The sequence below is a fragment of the Mesorhizobium sp. M1182 genome, from assembly GCF_040318335.1.
Lineage (GTDB): Bacteria > Pseudomonadota > Alphaproteobacteria > Rhizobiales > Rhizobiaceae > Mesorhizobium.
This window is the reverse complement of the sequence record NZ_JAMYMD010000001.1, coordinates 249,209-265,508: the sequence shown is the minus strand read 5'-3', so window position 1 is coordinate 265,508 and position 16,300 is coordinate 249,209. Positions and strand designations below refer to the sequence as shown.

16 protein-coding genes are annotated in these 16,300 nt (G+C 62.6%); 6 read left to right on the top strand and 10 right to left on the bottom strand.

All coding sequences use genetic code 11. The annotated features are described in order from the left end of the window. Positions 1–160 precede the first annotated feature (160 nt). Positions 161–727, top strand: coding sequence for a DUF6101 family protein (locus tag NKH33_RS01215; protein ID WP_023674094.1), 567 nt, complete (start codon positions 161–163; stop codon positions 725–727). Here the strand turns inward: NKH33_RS01215 and ubiA are convergent, their stop codons facing one another. Further along, a complete protein-coding gene (gene ubiA, locus NKH33_RS01210) occupies positions 728–1,711 on the bottom strand; it encodes a 4-hydroxybenzoate octaprenyltransferase (RefSeq protein ID WP_352470707.1) in 984 nt (327 codons plus the stop codon). 156 nt (positions 1,712–1,867) lie between these two features. Here ubiA and purD point away from each other — a divergent pair, with 156 nt between their 5' ends. Next, positions 1,868–3,145 (top strand): phosphoribosylamine--glycine ligase, encoded by a 1,278-nt coding sequence (gene purD, locus NKH33_RS01205; RefSeq protein ID WP_352470679.1) that lies wholly within the window; start codon positions 1,868–1,870, stop codon positions 3,143–3,145. 21 nt (positions 3,146–3,166) lie between these two features. On the opposite strand, the gene NKH33_RS01200 is transcribed toward purD, so the two are convergent. The 3 genes from NKH33_RS01200 to NKH33_RS01190 form a co-directional block, all read right to left on the bottom strand. Continuing rightward, positions 3,167–4,267, bottom strand: a complete 1,101-nt coding sequence (locus tag NKH33_RS01200) for a glycoside hydrolase family 25 protein (protein ID WP_352470678.1) — start codon at positions 4,265–4,267, stop codon at positions 3,167–3,169. A 195-nt stretch (positions 4,268–4,462) separates the two neighbouring features. Next, complete coding sequence (locus NKH33_RS01195) at positions 4,463–4,966, bottom strand: GNAT family N-acetyltransferase (RefSeq protein ID WP_352470677.1); 504 nt, start codon at positions 4,964–4,966, stop codon at positions 4,463–4,465. Then, complete coding sequence (locus NKH33_RS01190) at positions 4,963–5,478, bottom strand: type II toxin-antitoxin system TacA family antitoxin (protein WP_352917990.1); 516 nt, start codon at positions 5,476–5,478, stop codon at positions 4,963–4,965. The genes NKH33_RS01195 and NKH33_RS01190 overlap by 4 nt, the downstream gene beginning before the upstream one ends. Between NKH33_RS01190 and NKH33_RS01185 the strand changes: the two genes are divergently transcribed. Both NKH33_RS01185 and NKH33_RS01180 read left to right on the top strand, forming a co-directional pair. Next, complete coding sequence (locus NKH33_RS01185) at positions 5,466–7,229, top strand: acyl-CoA dehydrogenase family protein (RefSeq protein ID WP_352540110.1); 1,764 nt, start codon at positions 5,466–5,468, stop codon at positions 7,227–7,229. The two genes, NKH33_RS01190 and NKH33_RS01185, sit on opposite strands and share 13 nt — an antisense overlap. 50 nt (positions 7,230–7,279) lie before the next feature. Continuing rightward, positions 7,280–8,032, top strand: a complete 753-nt coding sequence (locus tag NKH33_RS01180; RefSeq protein ID WP_352470674.1) for a crotonase/enoyl-CoA hydratase family protein — start codon at positions 7,280–7,282, stop codon at positions 8,030–8,032. A gap of 72 nt (positions 8,033–8,104) precedes the next feature. Here the strand turns inward: NKH33_RS01180 and NKH33_RS01175 are convergent, their stop codons facing one another. Both NKH33_RS01175 and pdxH read right to left on the bottom strand, forming a co-directional pair. Continuing rightward, positions 8,105–8,389 (bottom strand): hypothetical protein, encoded by a 285-nt coding sequence (locus tag NKH33_RS01175; protein ID WP_352470673.1) that lies wholly within the window; start codon positions 8,387–8,389, stop codon positions 8,105–8,107. Between the two features lie 257 nt (positions 8,390–8,646). Continuing rightward, on the bottom strand, positions 8,647–9,264 hold the full coding sequence (gene pdxH, locus NKH33_RS01170) for a pyridoxamine 5'-phosphate oxidase (RefSeq protein WP_352470672.1): 618 nt from the start codon (positions 9,262–9,264) through the stop codon (positions 8,647–8,649). A gap of 39 nt (positions 9,265–9,303) precedes the next feature. Between pdxH and NKH33_RS01165 the strand changes: the two genes are divergently transcribed. Both NKH33_RS01165 and NKH33_RS01160 read left to right on the top strand, forming a co-directional pair. Further along, complete coding sequence (locus NKH33_RS01165) at positions 9,304–9,765, top strand: RT0821/Lpp0805 family surface protein (protein WP_352470671.1); 462 nt, start codon at positions 9,304–9,306, stop codon at positions 9,763–9,765. A 100-nt stretch (positions 9,766–9,865) separates the two neighbouring features. After that, the gene (locus tag NKH33_RS01160; protein ID WP_352540107.1) at positions 9,866–10,792 is read left to right on the top strand and encodes a DnaJ C-terminal domain-containing protein; all 927 of its coding nucleotides are present in this window, start codon (positions 9,866–9,868) and stop codon (positions 10,790–10,792) included. 135 nt (positions 10,793–10,927) lie between these two features. Here NKH33_RS01160 and NKH33_RS01155 read toward each other — a convergent pair whose 3' ends face one another. The 4 genes from NKH33_RS01155 to NKH33_RS01140 form a co-directional block, all read right to left on the bottom strand. Then, complete coding sequence (locus NKH33_RS01155; RefSeq protein ID WP_352470669.1) at positions 10,928–11,629, bottom strand: adenylate/guanylate cyclase domain-containing protein; 702 nt, start codon at positions 11,627–11,629, stop codon at positions 10,928–10,930. Between the two features lie 166 nt (positions 11,630–11,795). Then, a complete protein-coding gene (locus tag NKH33_RS01150) occupies positions 11,796–13,340 on the bottom strand; it encodes a S8 family peptidase (protein WP_352470668.1) in 1,545 nt (514 codons plus the stop codon). A gap of 9 nt (positions 13,341–13,349) precedes the next feature. Continuing rightward, positions 13,350–14,372, bottom strand: a complete 1,023-nt coding sequence (locus NKH33_RS01145) for a phosphatase PAP2 family protein (RefSeq protein WP_352449905.1) — start codon at positions 14,370–14,372, stop codon at positions 13,350–13,352. A gap of 84 nt (positions 14,373–14,456) precedes the next feature. Next, positions 14,457–16,037, bottom strand: coding sequence for a hypothetical protein (locus NKH33_RS01140; RefSeq protein WP_352470667.1), 1,581 nt, complete (start codon positions 16,035–16,037; stop codon positions 14,457–14,459). Positions 16,038–16,300: the final 263 nt, after the last annotated feature.

The window sequence follows — 16,300 nt, the reverse complement described above, 5'->3', positions numbered from 1 at the left end:
CATTCCGATAACCATCCGCCCCGGATCAGCAAAATTTAACCGACTTTCTTAAGCGCGAGGATAAGAAGCCCGCGCTAATGTTTCTCCACAAACGAGGCTGGGAAAACCGGCCCGGAGAACCGGAAACACCGGCTCTCAGGAGAAACAGGAAAGGCACGATATGAACACTGGACTGAAGCCAGTCTGGGCCGGCCGCAATATGCGTCTCGACCCATTCCGCCTGCCGCAGGTGGTGAGCTACGCCACCCGCGACGACTATGGCGACGTTACCTTCACCATCGACCAGCGCGGCGCGGTTATCCGCCGCACGCTGGAGATGAGCGGCGTGCCGGCGATCATCGCTCTGCCCGCCAACGCGTTTCGCGGCGTCGCCGCCCGCGCGATGGAGGATCCGGATGGCAATGTCACAGTGACGCTTGAGCTTCTGCACAATGACCCGATGCTGTCGGTGCCGCTGCTGGTCGCCGACGATCTCGACGACGTCGCCGCCGACTGGCGCGCCTGGGCCGACGCCTACCGCCTGCCGATGCTGCTGATCGAGGCCGACGGCATCGCCCGCACGCTGGAAGAATCGCTCGGCGCCGCCATCAAGGCGCTGCCGGCGCAGGACCGCCGCAAGGGTCGCGTCTCGACCATGCGCCGCCCGCGCTTCCTCGCCCGCCGCCGCGCCGGCGACCTCGGCCTCAGGCTGGTCATCGGCGGCGAAGAGCTTATTTCGCGGGAATAGCTAAACCAGCGGCTTCAGCGCCACCCAGACCGCGCCGCCGATCAGGCCGAGGAAGATCAGCCAGCCGACCTGGTTGTTCGATCTGAACAGCCTCAGGCACTGGTCCGGATCGTCGATGTCGAGCACGCCGATCTGCCGCGCCAGATTCGCGCCGGCGGCGATCAGCCCGGCAAGTGCAGGCACCGGTGCCTGTGCCGAGGCAAAGGCGATGGCGAAGCAGACCAGCGCTCCGCCATAAAGCCCGGCCAGCCAGACCTTGGTATTGTCGCCGAACAGGCGCGCCGTCGAGCGCACGCCGACGATGGCGTCGTCTTCCTTGTCCTGATGCGCATAGATCGTGTCATAGCCGATCACCCACAGGATCGAGCCGATATAGAGCATGATTGCCGGCCCATCGAGATCGCCGAACTCGACCGCCCATCCCATCAGCGCTCCCCAGGAAAAGGCAAGGCCGAGAACGAGTTGCGGCCAATTGGTGTACCGCTTCATGAACGGGTAGACGGCGACGATGACCAGCGAGCCGATGCCGAGCAAGATGGCGAAGCTGTTGAACTGCAAAAGCACGGCAAGGCCGACCAGTGCCTGCACGACAACAAACATCCAGGCCTGCCGGCGCGTGACCTTGCCGGCCGGCAGCGGCCGCGAGCGCGTGCGTTCCACCTGGTTGTCGATGTCCTCGTCGACCAAATCATTGTAGGTGCAGCCGGCGCCGCGCATGGCGAACGCGCCAAGAAAAAACAGCAGCAGATACCACGGCGACGGCAGCAGCGAGAGCAGCGGGTCCGTCGGACGCGGATAGGCGCTCGCGGCAAGCGCAGCCGACCACCAGCATGGCCACAGCAGCAATTGCCAGCCGATCGGCCGGTCCCACCGGGCAAGCTGCGCATAGGGCCACAACCGCCGCGGCAGCACGCGATAGACCCAGTGGCCGCTCGGCGCATCGGCGACGCGGCCCTGGGCCGCTTTCGACTGGACGGTTTCCATTTTGCTGGAGTGGCAGCAGAGGCGAATGCCGTCAAGCGTCAAGCAGCCCCCGCACGCTCGCCACGCGCAATCGGCGCTTCGGCAGCCAAATGTCTTGACCCGTCGCGCGCGGCGCAATAGCGCAGTCCTGGTCGTGAAATGGCAAGGAATCTGGGCATGCGTGTTTTGCTGATCGGCTCCGGCGGACGAGAGCATGCGCTTGCCTGGAAGATCGCGGCGTCGCCGCTGCTGACCAAACTCTACGCGGTGCCCGGCAATCCGGGCATCGGCCGCGAAGCCGAGCTGGTGAGGCTCGATATTGCGGATCACACGGCGGTTGCCCGGTTTTGCCTCGAGAATGAAATAGGCCTAGTCGTGGTCGGGCCGGAAGGGCCGCTGGTCGCCGGCATTGCCGACGACCTGCGCGCCGAGGGCATCCGCGTCTTCGGACCGTCAAAGGCAGCGGCACGGCTGGAAGGCTCGAAAGGTTTCACCAAGGACCTCTGCGCCAGATACGGCATCCCGACCGCCGCCTATGGCCGCTTCGACGATCTGGCTTCGGCCAGGGCCTATGTCGAGAAGACGGGTGCGCCGATCGTCATCAAGGCCGACGGCCTCGCTGCCGGCAAGGGCGTCACCGTCGCCATGACGCTTGACGAGGCGCTGGCCGCGCTCGACGCCTGTTTTGACGGCTCCTTCGGCCAGGCCGGCGCGGAAGTGGTGGTCGAGGAGTTTCTCGTCGGCGAAGAAGCAAGCTTCTTCTGCCTGTGCGACGGCACCACCGCGCTGCCCTTCGGCACCGCGCAGGACCATAAGCGCCTCAGTGACGGCGACACCGGCCCGAACACCGGCGGCATGGGCGCCTATTCGCCGGCGCCGGTGATGACGCCGGAGATGATCGACCGCACCATGCGCGAGATCGTCGAGCCGACCATGCGCGGCATGGCTGAAACAGGCGCGCCGTTTTCCGGCGTGCTGTTCGCCGGGCTGATGATCACTGACAGCGCGCCGAAGCTGATCGAATACAACACCCGTTTCGGCGACCCGGAATGCCAAGTGCTAATGATGCGGCTGAAGGACGATCTCCTGGTCCTGCTCAACGCAGCCGCTGACGGCCAGCTGGCGCATACTTCGGTGCGCTGGCGCGACGAGGCGGCGCTCACCGTGGTGATGGCAGCCAGGGGCTATCCCGGCACGCCGGAAAAGGGCTCGGTCATTCGCGGCGTCGAGGCGGCGGCAGGTGAGGGCGTCGAGATATTTCATGCCGGCACCGCCATAAACGGCGGCGCACTCGTCGCCAATGGCGGTCGCGTGCTCAACATCACGGCGACCGGCCGCACCGTCGGCGAGGCGCAGAAGAAGGCCTACGCCGCGCTCGACCGGATCGACTGGCCGCAAGGCTTTTGCCGCCGCGACATTGGCTGGCTGGCAGTGGCGCGCGAGCAGTCGAACTGATGCATCGGGCGGCCTTCGGCCTCAGCGCAAGCCGTGGTCGAATTCGGTCGAGACGCTGCTGACCGCATCGGCGGTGGAGACAAATCCTGGCACCGATGCCGCACGCTTTTCGTTTCGCGTCCAGGCGACATATTCGGCAATCCCGCGCGGAAGGCCCGGCGCCGCTTTCGCCGCAGGCATTTGAAAGCCGCTGCTGAACCTGGCCAGGCGCGCCCTGAATACCGCGACCATCTCCTCGAAGCTTGCTGGCGTCACGCTGGCGTAAGTGATGGTGCCGCCGGCGAGCCCCGCCTCGCGTGAGAGCGGCACCGGTATCGAGGTGAGATAATCCGGCTGCACGTCGATCAGGCCGCCGAACGGCCACTGCGCGCGCAATTCCGTGGCGTTCATCGGCGCGACGCTGACGTCGATATCGTTGGGTGTGCCCGCGACCCTGTAAGGGCAGCGGAACCGGCCGCAATTTGCTCGCGCCGAAAACTGCCAGAGCGCATAACCCTGCCAGTTGCCCATCGGAAAATGCACGTCGATGTCGGGCTTGTAGCGCGCATACCACAGCGGCAGCCGCGACAGCAGCTGGTATTTGTATCTGTTGTCGGCGATGTGCCGGGCGGTCGTTCCATTGGTGTAGAGCACCGGAAAGCGGCCGAGCCGCCGATGCACCTGGCGGACGAATTCTTCGGCGTCGTCCAGCGACATCCACTGCGTCGGGTCGTCGTCCTCGATGTCGAGGGCAAGCAGGTCGTCCGGCCCGGGTTCGGCGAACTCGATGAAATGATTGGCCTGGCCGACCGGGTTGCCGGGGCGGGCGAGGTGATAGGCGCCCCATTTCAAGCCAAGCGCCTTGGCCACAACCTTGCGCGTCTGGAACAGTTCCTGTGCCATCGCATGGCGTTTCCAGAGCGTCTTGCACAGCCGCGTCTCGGTCTCGTCGCCGAAACAGAAATAGGGTGGCGGCATTCCGTCGGATGCCTTGTTGATGAAGCCGACAAGACGCTTGTCGGTGGCAAGCCTGGTCCAGTCGATGGAATTGTATTCGTAGGCGTCGACGACCAGCGCCCGGTCGGCATCCTTCCACGGTTCGGAGAAATCCGAGGCCTTTGCCGGCGTCAGCATCAGGGTCATCGCGGCCGCGACAAGGAGAAGCGCTGAGCGGACAAGGGGGCGCGCCGGCGTTTTCAAACAGCAGATCCTTGCTGGCCAAAGCCAAATCCTGAACCGCCATGGTTAAGGAAATGCTTCGGGTGCCGAGTGGGCGAGTTGGAGCGCTGGAGAAGCGATCCTTGGTGCTCCTCAAGAGCAAAGCGATGGTTGCGATTGTCAGCCAAATAGCTTCAACGCTGTTGCTATGGGCAGGAACAGTGATAGCGGGCGGCTCTGAAACGAGGTGAAGCCATGCCTGCGATAATACGCGACCGCCTGGTCATCCTTGGCATCGACAATCAACGCGAAGGCTGCTGGGGCAGCGCTAACGCTACATCGTAGCGCATCCACGATCAGCGCCGACCCGACCCGCCGCCGCTGGTATCGGGCATCGACGGCCAGCCTGCCGACCAATATCGCGGGCAGAACCGGGTAGCGTGGCAGATGTTTTGTCTGTTCGTCAGGCAAGGACGCGATTGGTATGCTCGACGCCGCCAAAGTGTAATATCCGGCGATCGCGCCGCCATCGCGATCCACGGCAACGAAGCAATTGCCGACTCGGCGTTTGACATCCTGGCTGGCTTGCTCCCGAATGTAGCGGTCGAGCGCCGGTACCCCGCAGCTGAACGCCTTGCGATCATGCGATCCGCCGAGCGGTTCGATAATGACGGCGAAAGTCACCGGGTTTCGACGACCAGCCGTTTGTGGGCGTCGGCAGCTTTGCGCAGTGCCTCATTAGGCTCGGGCGGATTGAGAATCGCCTCCATCATGGCGCGCTGATCTTCGATGGAGATACGCATGATGGTGGTGTTCTCGATAGTGCGCTGCGCCGCCTCTTGAGCGGCGGCGACCACGAAGTCGCTGACGCTGCGGCCCTGGATTTCGGCGGCACGTTTCACAACGTCCAGCATATCCGGCGAAATACGGGCTTCGAGACGGGCGGTGCGGGTCTGTTGGTTTGGCATTATCGTCACCCCTGATGCTGACTTGTACGGGAAATAGCCGTACAAATCAAGTGCGTCGTCCGGCTCTAAATAATTTTGCAACGAGCCAGCAACTGCAAAATCCGCGTGACAAAGTTTGACGTTTACGTAAAACGAAGGTGGACGGGGAGCGTCGGCACGGATCTTGAGTTGACCTGCCGGACTGAGGAGAGCCGGACAGAGGAGGAGCGAGCGCCATGTATCGGGCACCGGTCGAGGAGATCGCCTTCACCCTGAAGCATGTCGCCGGCTTGAAGCCGGCGCTCGATACCGGCATCTTTGGCGAACTCGGCGAGGACCTCGTCGACGCCATTCTGGCCGAGGCCGGCCGCTTCGCCAGTGAGGAGGTGGCGCCGCTCTACAAGATCGGCGACCAGCAAGGCGCGGTGCTCGACGGCGCTGCCGTCACCACCCCGCCCGGCTGGAAGGAACTTTATCACCGCTGGATCGGCGGCGGCTGGAATGCGCTGTCCGCGCCTGAAGCGTATGGCGGCCAGGCGCTGCCGGCCATGCTCGGCGTCGCCGCGCTCGAAATGTGGAACTCCGCCTCGATGGCGTTCGGCATCGCCCCGACGCTGACCATGGCCGCGGTCGAAGCACTCGACAAGCATGGCTCGCAGGCACTCAAGGCCAAATATCTGGAAAAGCTGGTCTCCGGCGAATGGATGGGCACCATGAACCTGACCGAGCCGCAGGCAGGCTCGGACCTGAATGCCTTGCGAACCCGCGCCGAGCCGGCCGGCGACGGCACCTACCGCATCTTCGGGCAAAAGATATTCATCACCTATGGCGAGCACGATTTCACCGACAACATCATCCATATGGTGCTGGCGCGGCTGCCGGACGCGCCGGCCGGCACGCGCGGCCTGTCGTTGTTCCTGGTGCCGAAATTCCTGGTCGGAGACGATGGCGCGCTGGGCGCACGCAACGACGTCTTCTGCTCCGGGCTGGAGCACAAACTGGGCATCCACGCTTCGCCGACCTGCACGATGATTTATGGCGATGGCTTCGAAGGCACCGCGCCCGGCGCGATCGGCTGGCTGGTCGGCGGGGAGAACAAGGGCCTCGCCTGCATGTTCACCATGATGAATAATGCGCGCCTTGCCGTCGGCATTCAGGGTGTCGCGGTCGCCGAGGCGGCGACGCAGAAGGCGCTCGCCTATGCAAACGATCGCCGCCAAGGCAAGGCGGCGAGCTATCGCGGTGCCGGCATGGCGCCGATCGTGCATCACCCCGACATCCAGCGCAGTCTTCTGACCATGAAGGCGCTGACCCAGATTGCCCGTGCCATCTGCTATTCCTGCGCCCACGCCATCGATCTTGCGTCGCAGAGCGAAGATGCAAAGCACTGGCAGGAACGCGCCAATCTGTTGACGCCGCTGGCCAAGGCCTTTTCGACCGACGTCGGCGTCGAGGTCGCCTCGCTTGGGCTGCAGGTGCATGGCGGCATGGGGTTCATCGAGGAGACAGGGGCCGCAGCACTTTATCGCGACGCGCGCATCGCGCCCATTTACGAAGGCACCAATGGCATCCAGGCGATCGATCTGGTGACACGCAAGCTGCCGCTCGGCGGCGGCCGGCATGTGCATGGCTACATCGCCGAACTCAAGGCCGTCGCCGATGCGGTGCGAGCGTCGAACCTTGAAGGCTTCGGCCGGACCGCCGATCGCCTCGACCAGGCGCTCGACGAGCTCTCCCAGGCAACCCGTTTGCTGCAAGACCTGCAGGCCGAAGGCCGTTCGGACGAGGCGCTGGCCGGCGCCACACCCTATCTCACGCTGATCTCGCTTGCCGCGGGCGGGGCCTATCTGGCGCGCGGCGGGCTTGCCGACCAAAACCGTATCGCGCTTTGCCGGTTCTTCGCCGAGAACCTGCTTGGCGAAGTGGGCGCGCTGAAGGAGCGCATCATCGGCGGCGCCGACAGCCTTGCCGTTGCCGGCAAGGCGCTGATTTCAGCCTGACGTTCGCACGCGCCGATATTCATGGCCCGAAATTCACAAAGGACCAATCCGTGACAGACCACATCCTCGTCGAACGCCAGGGCGCCATCCAGATCATCCGCATCAACCGTCCGGACAAGAAGAACGCCCTGACCCGCGCCATGTACGCGACGATGTCGGCGGCTCTTGCCGGCGGCGACGCCGATCCGGCGATCCGCGTTCATGTCTTTCTCGGCGTGCCCGGTGCCTTCTCGTCCGGTAACGACCTTGCCGATTTCATGGTCGTCGCCTCGGGCGGCGAAGGCGGTTCCGAGGTCTGGGATTTCCTGATGGCGCTGGCCAAGGTGGAAAAGCCGATGGTTTCCGGCGTCGACGGCATTGCGGTCGGTATCGGCACCACGCTCAACCTGCATTGCGACCTGACCTTCGCCACGCCGCGCACACTATTCCGGACGCCCTTCGTCGATCTCGGCCTTGTGCCGGAGGCCGGTTCGAGCCTGCTCGCGCCGCAGATCCTCGGCCGCCAAGGCGCCTTCGCGCTGCTTGGCCTCGGCGAGGGCTTTTCGGCCGAGCGGGCGAAGGCCGCTGGGCTGATCTACGAGGTGGTCGAGGAAGAGGCACTCGAAGCATCGGTATTGGCGGCGGCGGGCCAGATCGCTGCCAAACCGCCGCAAGCGCTGAAGATCGCGCGCGACCTGATGCGCGGCTCGCGCGACGCCCTTGTCGAGCGCATCGGCCAGGAAAGCCAGCATTTCCGCGAGCGGCTCAAATCCGACGAGGCCCGCGCAGCCTTGACGGCCTTCATGACCAGGAAGAAGGCCTAGACCTTCTGGCCTTGTCTCGCATCGTGGACCCGCCGGCAGCAACCGGCGGGTTTTCTTGCCATGATCTCTTTGTCACATCGCCATTTTTTTACATTCGGCCTGGGCCTTTGCCGAAGACGTGTCGATCATGAACGTCTTGCCTTTGGCGTCGGTCATCAACATCATGCAATGCTTGATCGGTTTCGCCATTTTCATCATTTCGGCGCTCATCTTCGCGTCGGGCATCATGGTGCCCATATGCCCATCGGGCATGATCGCCATGACCTCCCCACCCTTCATCACCGTCATTGTCCCCATCGCGTCCTCCGCAAAGGCTTGCGAAGCGAAAAGGCAGGCAAGACCGGCCAGCGTGACCAACCTGAGTGAATGCATTGTTTCCTCCTGAATTTGCGCCAGCGGCGCGTTGAGCCCTTTCCTGGTTCGTTCCGGCAAGTTGGAACGTTTCACGCACACGAGATCGTGATCGTGGGAATTGGAAATCCGGCAGAAGCGGCCCGGCCTTGGCCGCCTTCATGACCAGGAAGAAGGGCTGAAAAAATGGGCGCCGGTGCGGAAGCTGCCGATCTGCCCCACAAGGGCCCACAAGGGGGAGATCGGCGCTCCACCGTCGTGCCCTACGGATAAAGCCTCATTTTGTCCCAGCCGCCCTCGGCGTTGCGCGAAAACACGACACGGTCGTGCAGCCGGAACGGACGGTCGTGCCAGAACTCGATGCTCTGCGGCACGATGCGAAAGCCCGACCAGTGTTTTGGCCGCGGGATCTCGCCGATCGCGTGGCGCGCCGTATATTCGGCAACCGCCTTTTCCAGCGCGAAGCGGCTTTCCAGCGGCCGCGACTGCTTGGAGGCCCAGGCGCCGATGCGGCTGCCGCGCGGACGCGTCGCATAATAGGCATCGGCTTCGGCGTCGGTGACAATCTCCACCGGCCCCCGCGCCCGCACCTGCCGGCGCAGAGATTTCCAGTGGAAGCACATCGCTGCTTTCATGCTGCCAAGGATCTCGCGGCCCTTGGCGCTCTCGAAATTCGTGTAGAAGACAAAGCCACCCTCATCGAACCCCTTGAGCAGCACCATGCGGACATTCGGCATGCCCTCGGCATCGACCGTCGCCAGCGCCACGCTGTTGGGGTCGTTGATCTCGCTCTTCGTAGCGTCGTCGAGCCACGCCGCAAAAAGCCGGAACGGCTCCGCCGCCTCGGTAAAGTCACCGCTTGTTAACCCGGTTTCGCTCATAGTTTTCCCAAATTTGTCGCCGGCTGGGGAGATTGCCGATTGTCGCGTATCGCGCAAGCTTTTGACAGTGGGCAATGGAGCGTTATCGCTTCGGCCAGCGCCAAAGCCATGATCGTGACAATCATCCTGCCGCTTGCCGCCTGTGGCGGGGGCGGCTTCAGCCTGGAGCAGGCGGAGGTGGACCGCTCGATACTGACCTCGAGCACGCCGGCCTCAGTCACGCCGCTCGATCAGGACCGCGCTTCCGACCAGGCTACGATCCGCAACGCCGTGTCCTCCGCCGACGTCGAGCAACTGGCCGGGCAGGCCATTCCCTGGGCGAATGCCGACACCGGCTCGCGCGGCTCCATCACCGAGCTCGCAGAATTCAGGGCTAACGGTGAGACATGCCGTCGCTTCACCGCGTCGCGCGAGAGCTTCGACGGCGTCGCGCTGTTCAAAGGCGAAGTATGCCTGGCCGGCGGCAGCGCCTGGCGAATGCAGGACTTCAAGGCGCTCTGATTTTCCGCCGGCTATATAGCGGTAAGCCACTGGAATTTCTTCCTATGCAAGCGCATATAGGAGGCGATCATGGAACCACTCCTTCTCCAGGGCAGTAAGCATGCGCGACCCCTATGAGGTGCTGGGCGTTGCCAAGAACGCATCGGCCAAGGACATAAAATCGGCGTACCGGAAGCTCGCCAAGAAGTATCATCCGGACCAGAATCCGGATCCCAAGGCAAAGGAGCGTTTTGCCGCCGCCAATCAGGCTTACGAGATCGTCGGCGACGAGAAGAACCGGGCGGCTTTCGATCGCGGTGAGATCGACGCCGAAGGCAAACCGCGGTTTCAGGGTTTCGAGAGTGCGGCCGGCGGCGCCGATCCTTTCGCCGGTTTCCGCCGGCAGCAAGGGCCGGGCGGCGCGCATTTCGAATTCCGCACGGGCCGTCCCGGTGGTGACCCGTTCGACGGCAACAGCGACATCTTCAGCCAGATCTTCGGCGATGCTTTCAGCCAGCAGCGCGGTTCCGGCATGGGCGCCGGCCGCCGGATGCCGACCGCAGCCGACCTCAACGTGACGCTGGACGTCACCATCGAGGAGGCCGCAACCGCCGAGAAAGTGACGGCGATGTTCCCCGACGGCCGCAAGATGGCGGTCAAGTTGCCGGCCTATGTCGAGGACGGCCAGACCATCCGGTTGAAAGGCCAGGGTGAGCAAGGACCGGGGCAGCCGGGCGATGCGCTGGTTAAAATCCGTTTCCGCCGGCACCCGCGCTACCGCGTCGAGGGCCGCGACCTGCATGTCGACCTGCCGGTGGAACTGGCCGATGCGGTGCATGGCGCCAAGGTGGCGGTCGAAACCCCGACCGGCAGGATTGCGGTCAACGTTCCCCCTTGGTCGAGCTCGGACAAGGTTCTGCGGCTGAAGGGCAGGGGCCTGCCGGAAAAGGCCGGCGGTCACGGCGACCTCTACGCGCACGTGCGGCTGATGCTGCCGGAAGGCGGCGACGCCGAGCTCGAGGCACTGATGCGCAGGCGAAAGGGCTGACGGTCGAAAAGGCTGGCGCTTGACGTCGTAAGCGGGCGTGAGTGGTTTCATGCCGCGTCGGTTATTGACAGGAAACGAGCAACCAGCGCCAGGAGCCGCTATTTGGCCGAAGCAGGTTCAACGTCAGCTAACGCCTCAAAGGCCGACATTTGCACCCGCCATAGTTCCGCTTCGCGAACACGGTCGACGCCAGTCGACCGACTGGCGATGAGCCAGTTCGGCGGGGGTTAGCCGCACAAGCTTGTAGGGGTCGATCGATGCAGTCGCCAGGCCAGCAAGGTGGAGGGTCGCACCGCTGACCATCACCAGCGCATCGACGCCTGCGCCATTCTCCCTCTTGCCAGCCTGCTCGACGTGGCGGGCGAAATTTACCTCCGAGCCGACCAGAAAAGAGAAATCCCGCTGGCGATCGTTGACGAACATCACCTCGCCGGAGTGTAAGCCGATCCTGATGCGGCGCGACAGGGAGCCCATTGAACGCTTCCAAGCGTTGCCGAGCGAGATTTCCGGTACCAGTTCCGCGACGGCGGCCAGCGCCTTTAGCGCCGTTTCGCTGGACGTCATTTCGCTCCCCAGCCAGAGAGCTAGCACGCCGTCGCCTGTAAAGTTTTGAACGATCCCCCCATTGGCCACCACGACCTGGCGGGTCAACGTGAAGTGCTCGATCATGAACCGCGTGGTTTCGATCAGGCCAAGCGCGCTCGCCAAGCCGGTCGAGTCCTCCACGTCGGTAAACATGATCGTGGCGATGGCGCGCTGGAATTTCGTTTCACCCATGCCGAATGACGGGAGCACGCGGTCAGTCTGTGGATTCGTATAGGCAGTGATCGGATGCATTGGAGTCCGGCCCCCGAGCGGTTCAAATGTCGCTCGAATATGACTGGACGGCGTAGGCGGATCGTAAGCCCGCCGTGGCGGGCACGTCAGAATTACGTCAGAAATCCATTCGGGCCCGGCTTTGGCGGCTTGCAGCCGACCTTTTAGTCAAAATTCGGCGGGACCCTCAGCTCAGCAACTTACGGAGGTCAAGCAGCCCCGCTCCAAACTGCTGATCGAACGAAGGCACCCTTCTCTCGCAATTAGGGCTGTCCGGTAGAATCGGAACGTCAGCTTCAAGCCAAGGCCATGAAACCTCCTTTGCGCCTGACTGGGTCATCTTCGCCTTAACCTCTATGCCGTTGAGCGGCCTACCGGCGGAGCGATGTTTCGACTGCAACAAAGCGGCTGCTCCCGCGACGATGGCCGAGGCTGCAGATGTTCCGCCAAATACTGTGTAGAGCCCGGCGCGGTCTCTGCTTTCGACGCGCGGTGGCTGGATCCCTTCCAGCTGTCCGCCGGAATAGCCGTGGTGGCCCGGGATGTCCGTGGTGAGCACGCCCTGCGGCGCGTATTCAACCTGGGGGAGCTTCTCGTAGATCTCGAAATTGTGGTCACGTGAACGCAGCGACTCACGGTCCAGTCGTATTTGGCAGCGTGTACACACCTCCTGGTCGTCGGACGGCGCGGAAATGGTGACGGAATTGTCGGTCGGATCGCCGCTGTAGTTGGAATATGCTGAACGTCTCGCCCGATAAGTGGCGGCCGCCACCGCAACCACGCCATTGCTTTCGCCGGCCTTGCTCGCCGGGTAAATCAGATGGTCGTAGCCATCGTTGCCGGCTGCGCAGATGATGGGGATTTCCTCGCTGATCGCCTCGAAAAGCGTCTCGAAATAATCCCAAATTGGCTTTGCCTGTTCGACCGAAGTATATCTGCTGTCGCCATATCCAGGATAGGAACGGTGCGCTCGCCATGGATCGGGTACTTCCCGGGGAAAGTGTATGACTGAAACCTTCTGGTCGCGGGCATAGAGGAACGCCAGAATGAGCTGCGCTGCGTCGGGCCGTGCTGAAATCTCGATCGGCAGGAGTTCAGCGCCTGGGGCGACCCCCCAATAAGGTATTGCGCCTTCACCGTTGCTAAATTGCCTCAACTTCGTGGGCGGGGCCGCAGGGGCGCCGACCATCAGCCCAGCGCAGGCGGTCCCGTGCGCTGAGTAGCGCATACGCGAGGTCTCAGCAGTCTCCTGAATTACGCCGCGCCCATCTTTCAGTGCTCGAAGCAGCGATTTCTGAACCTCGACTTCCTGCGCATTGTTCCTCGATTTGATCAGGCTTGCCGCCCACGCCCAGGTATCGTCGCCCACAAAGCTCTTGCTCTGCTTTTTTTCCGGCCCTCGCAAGACGAGCGGTTGCTGCCTGGGTGTGACGTAACTCAACCCGAAAGGGTGAGCGGCGAAGCTGACCGCAGAAAGGATACGAGGCTCGAGATTGGGATGGCTTGAGTTCACTCCCGTATCGATCTGGGCAATGACCTCGCCGTAACCGGGCTTGTCAGTACCCAACAAATCCCAGGCGTCGGCCTCCAGCAGGTATGCGGCCTCGTGCGGCAACCGCGCTTCAGGGATGCGCGGACGATCGCGTAAGGCGCCGATTGCGATCAGGTGCCACAGGTAGTGATACCAGTCATAACAAAGATGGCCTTCGCCCTTCTTGATGTCGTCCATCATGGCACCCACCTACCATTCGCTCTGGGCGCGTCGGATCGTTTCATCCATCGCGTCCACCAAGTACGGAGAAATGCGCGCAGCCAGTTCCTCGCCGGCATCGGTGTCGCTGGCGTAGTGCAGCCCGGCCCATTCCCTGTTCTCGGCCACCCGGCGGGCGCGCTCATAAACCGCGGTTACGCCGGCGTGCTCGGGCAGCATCCGTTGCAGAACGTTCGCCACTGCAAATGACTGAAATGAATGGTTGGACGGGTAGGAAGCGTGCGAGGGAACCGGAAGCGCCGGCCGCAGCCTCGGCTCAATGATGTTGGGCCGTGGCCGATTGAATCGATCTTTGTAGTTGAGCCCGATCTCCTCCGTGAGTTCGAGGATCGCAACGATCAATGCGCATGTCCCCTCGAAGCCCGCGAGAGTGTCTATTCCGAGCGGCGCCGTGTAGTCCAAAATCCCGAACGATGCCTGGCGGACGATCTCCTCGCGCCGCAGCGGGTCACCTTCCCTCCTCTTCTGCAGATCGATAAGCGCTTCTGTCTCCCTGAGGCTCTCTGAAGGTCCGGGCGGGGGATCGATAAGAATGTCCTCCCAGATCGCACCGAGATATTTGTTGGCGACGCTTAGTCCGATCCTGTGCAAGGCACGCTTGTCGTGCCACGCCGGCAAAGCCTCCTCGCCAGTTTCGAAAGCCGTTTGCCCCCTGCCGCGTCCCCGTCCTCGTCCGCGCCCTCTGCCCCTGCCTCGACCTCGACCTGCGCTCGGCCCCGCCAGGAAGGCTGGCGAAAGGCGCATGGCACCCTCCACAGGGTCATCAGAAATCGTTATCACGATCTGCTCTTCTTGAATCGACAGAACGCTGCTCTTGGTCATCATAGACGCGAAAGGATGCAGTTTTTCGCCGCCTCTATTTTTGATGTATTCCTCAAGAGATTTTTCAGGACTTGCGTCACCCAATATCAGCGGATATTGCCTTATGGCCGATCCACTTACTAAGAATCGGGCGCTAAACAACTTGTTATTAAGATCAATTGTCGACATCATGTCCACCCCTCAACTAAAGCTTCTAAATTTGATCCGCGCCAACTGGTGGTCGGAGCCTCGACGTAACGCCTGCGGTGCGCAGCGCTAGGGTGCGTACCTTGGCAGCGTTATCCGCGACAACCCGCTCTTGATAACCGAAACTCCGAGTACGCCTGCAATTGGATAATTCTCCTCCGAAAGCAGCTCGAGCGAGAAATCCGGCTCCCAGGCGCGCAAGCGTTCGATAGTTCGAACTGCCTCCACAGTCTGCCCCAAATGCCCGTGGCAGGCAGCCGAGTATCTCAAAGCGGGTAGGTATGTGGGTTGCTGCGCAAGGACACGCTCGCCGTGACGTATCCCCTCCTCGAAGCGCCCGTTCAGAGTTGCCAAGATGCAGCACGTGGTATCGATGCAGTAACGATACAGGGGAGGCCCGCCCAGTGCACGTGCGCGCATCGCATCCTCATAGCCACGCTTCACTTCGCCGAGATAGCCGAGCGTCAAGGCGCGCATGTCCCAGCAAATGGCTTGTAGCGGGTTAGCGGCTATCGCTCGATCGGCGAGTTCCAGTGCCTGTGCGTATTCACGAAAGACGAACGAATGGGCATGAGCGGCCAACGCCAGGGTGATAGGATTGAAGGGGGCCACTTCGACGGCGCGACTGGCGCATTCCCGAACCTGATCGTGAAAGGTGCCCGAGCGGCCGACCCGTCTCTCGCCAAAGCGGGTGACAAACACAAACAGCTGCCACGCCAGATACGTGCTACGCGGGTCGAGCTCATATGCTTCGGCGAGCATGCGCTCCGCCGAATCCAGGTCCGTATCGCGCATGCGGAATACCTGTCGCAGCGCTGTCAATGCAAGCCGAGACGCCCGGTGTCGGGGCTCGTCGCGAATGGACTTAGGATCGAGAACGAATTCGAGGATCGAAAACACGATCTGATTGACCAACGACATCAGCTTCAGGCTCGCCGGGCCAGTCAGGTCGGCCGGCTCGAGAAAATCCGTATGCGACCACAAGAGCCGGCTGTCACCGGGCGCAATTAATGCAAATGTCAGGCCCACTCTGTCGCCCACCACCGTTGCCCTGGTTTGCAACAGCCAGTCTGGCAGCGCTGTGTCAGGCGCTTGGGTCAGCGGTCCCTGCGCTTGAAAATCCACGACGTCGACCACTTCGAAATTCAGGATCGATCGAACCACCAGATCCAGGACAAGGTCGCTGACGGCCCTGTTAGCGGAGCCCTCCGTCCACCTGGCATCGCGAACCAGGCCCAAGCATAGCCGCGACGAATTCAGAAGTGAGGCGCTTCGCTGTCCGGACAACTGATCTGCCGCGGCAACAGGAGAGACGTTTGCTGGCACTGTGCGAGGCCGGGGCCATTGGCTTCTTTGCTCACGAAGCCAATCCTCGAACTCTGGATCGCGAATATCGAGGCCCTCAAGCAGATCACGCGTGGCAGAGCCTTCGGGTGGATCGTTCAAATCGATGCCGATCGAAGCGACGTCGAGTCGAACCACATCACGATCGGTCGAGATTAGATCAATGCCGGCGCTGCGGAGCGACTTCCGAACCTCGGACAGCTCCTGCCGCAAGCTTGCTGCACCCTGCTCCTCGCCGCGAGTGCTCCAGAGCTTGCTTTGCAGCCATTTTCGGCTCCGCGTACCGTTGGGTGCCAGGGCGAGCATGGCCAAGAGCGCCTTAGACCGTCTGCCATGCGGCGTGACGTCCGCGCCATCCGCGCTCTCAATCGCGAATGGCCCAATCAATCTAAGGAAAGGACGGCAATCCGAGTACACTAGCGGCCCCTCGCGTCCCCGCACCCTAATATAGCATCTGCTAATATAAGTCTATCTGTAATTCTCGGCTTCCGTGAGGTCAAACCTACACGTGGCAAAGGATTCGAGACGGGAATTCTGCTGTGACGGAAGGACTCGGTAGCGACATCAAG

Coding starts and splice junctions, on each gene's coding strand:
- NKH33_RS01150 (WP_352470668.1), bottom strand. CDS start 13,340: ATGATGGACGACATCAAGAAGGGCGAAGGCCATCTTTGTTATGACTGG.
- NKH33_RS01155 (WP_352470669.1), bottom strand. CDS start 11,629: ATGCATCCGATCACTGCCTATACGAATCCACAGACTGACCGCGTGCTC.
- purD (WP_352470679.1), top strand. CDS start 1,868: ATGCGTGTTTTGCTGATCGGCTCCGGCGGACGAGAGCATGCGCTTGCC.
- NKH33_RS01200 (WP_352470678.1), bottom strand. CDS start 4,267: ATGACCCTGATGCTGACGCCGGCAAAGGCCTCGGATTTCTCCGAACCG.
- NKH33_RS01185 (WP_352540110.1), top strand. CDS start 5,466: ATGTATCGGGCACCGGTCGAGGAGATCGCCTTCACCCTGAAGCATGTC.
- NKH33_RS01145 (WP_352449905.1), bottom strand. CDS start 14,372: ATGATGTCGACAATTGATCTTAATAACAAGTTGTTTAGCGCCCGATTC.
- pdxH (WP_352470672.1), bottom strand. CDS start 9,264: ATGAGCGAAACCGGGTTAACAAGCGGTGACTTTACCGAGGCGGCGGAG.
- NKH33_RS01140 (WP_352470667.1), bottom strand. CDS start 16,037: ATGCTCGCCCTGGCACCCAACGGTACGCGGAGCCGAAAATGGCTGCAA.
- NKH33_RS01215 (WP_023674094.1), top strand. CDS start 161: ATGAACACTGGACTGAAGCCAGTCTGGGCCGGCCGCAATATGCGTCTC.
- NKH33_RS01160 (WP_352540107.1), top strand. CDS start 9,866: ATGCGCGACCCCTATGAGGTGCTGGGCGTTGCCAAGAACGCATCGGCC.
- ubiA (WP_352470707.1), bottom strand. CDS start 1,711: ATGGAAACCGTCCAGTCGAAAGCGGCCCAGGGCCGCGTCGCCGATGCG.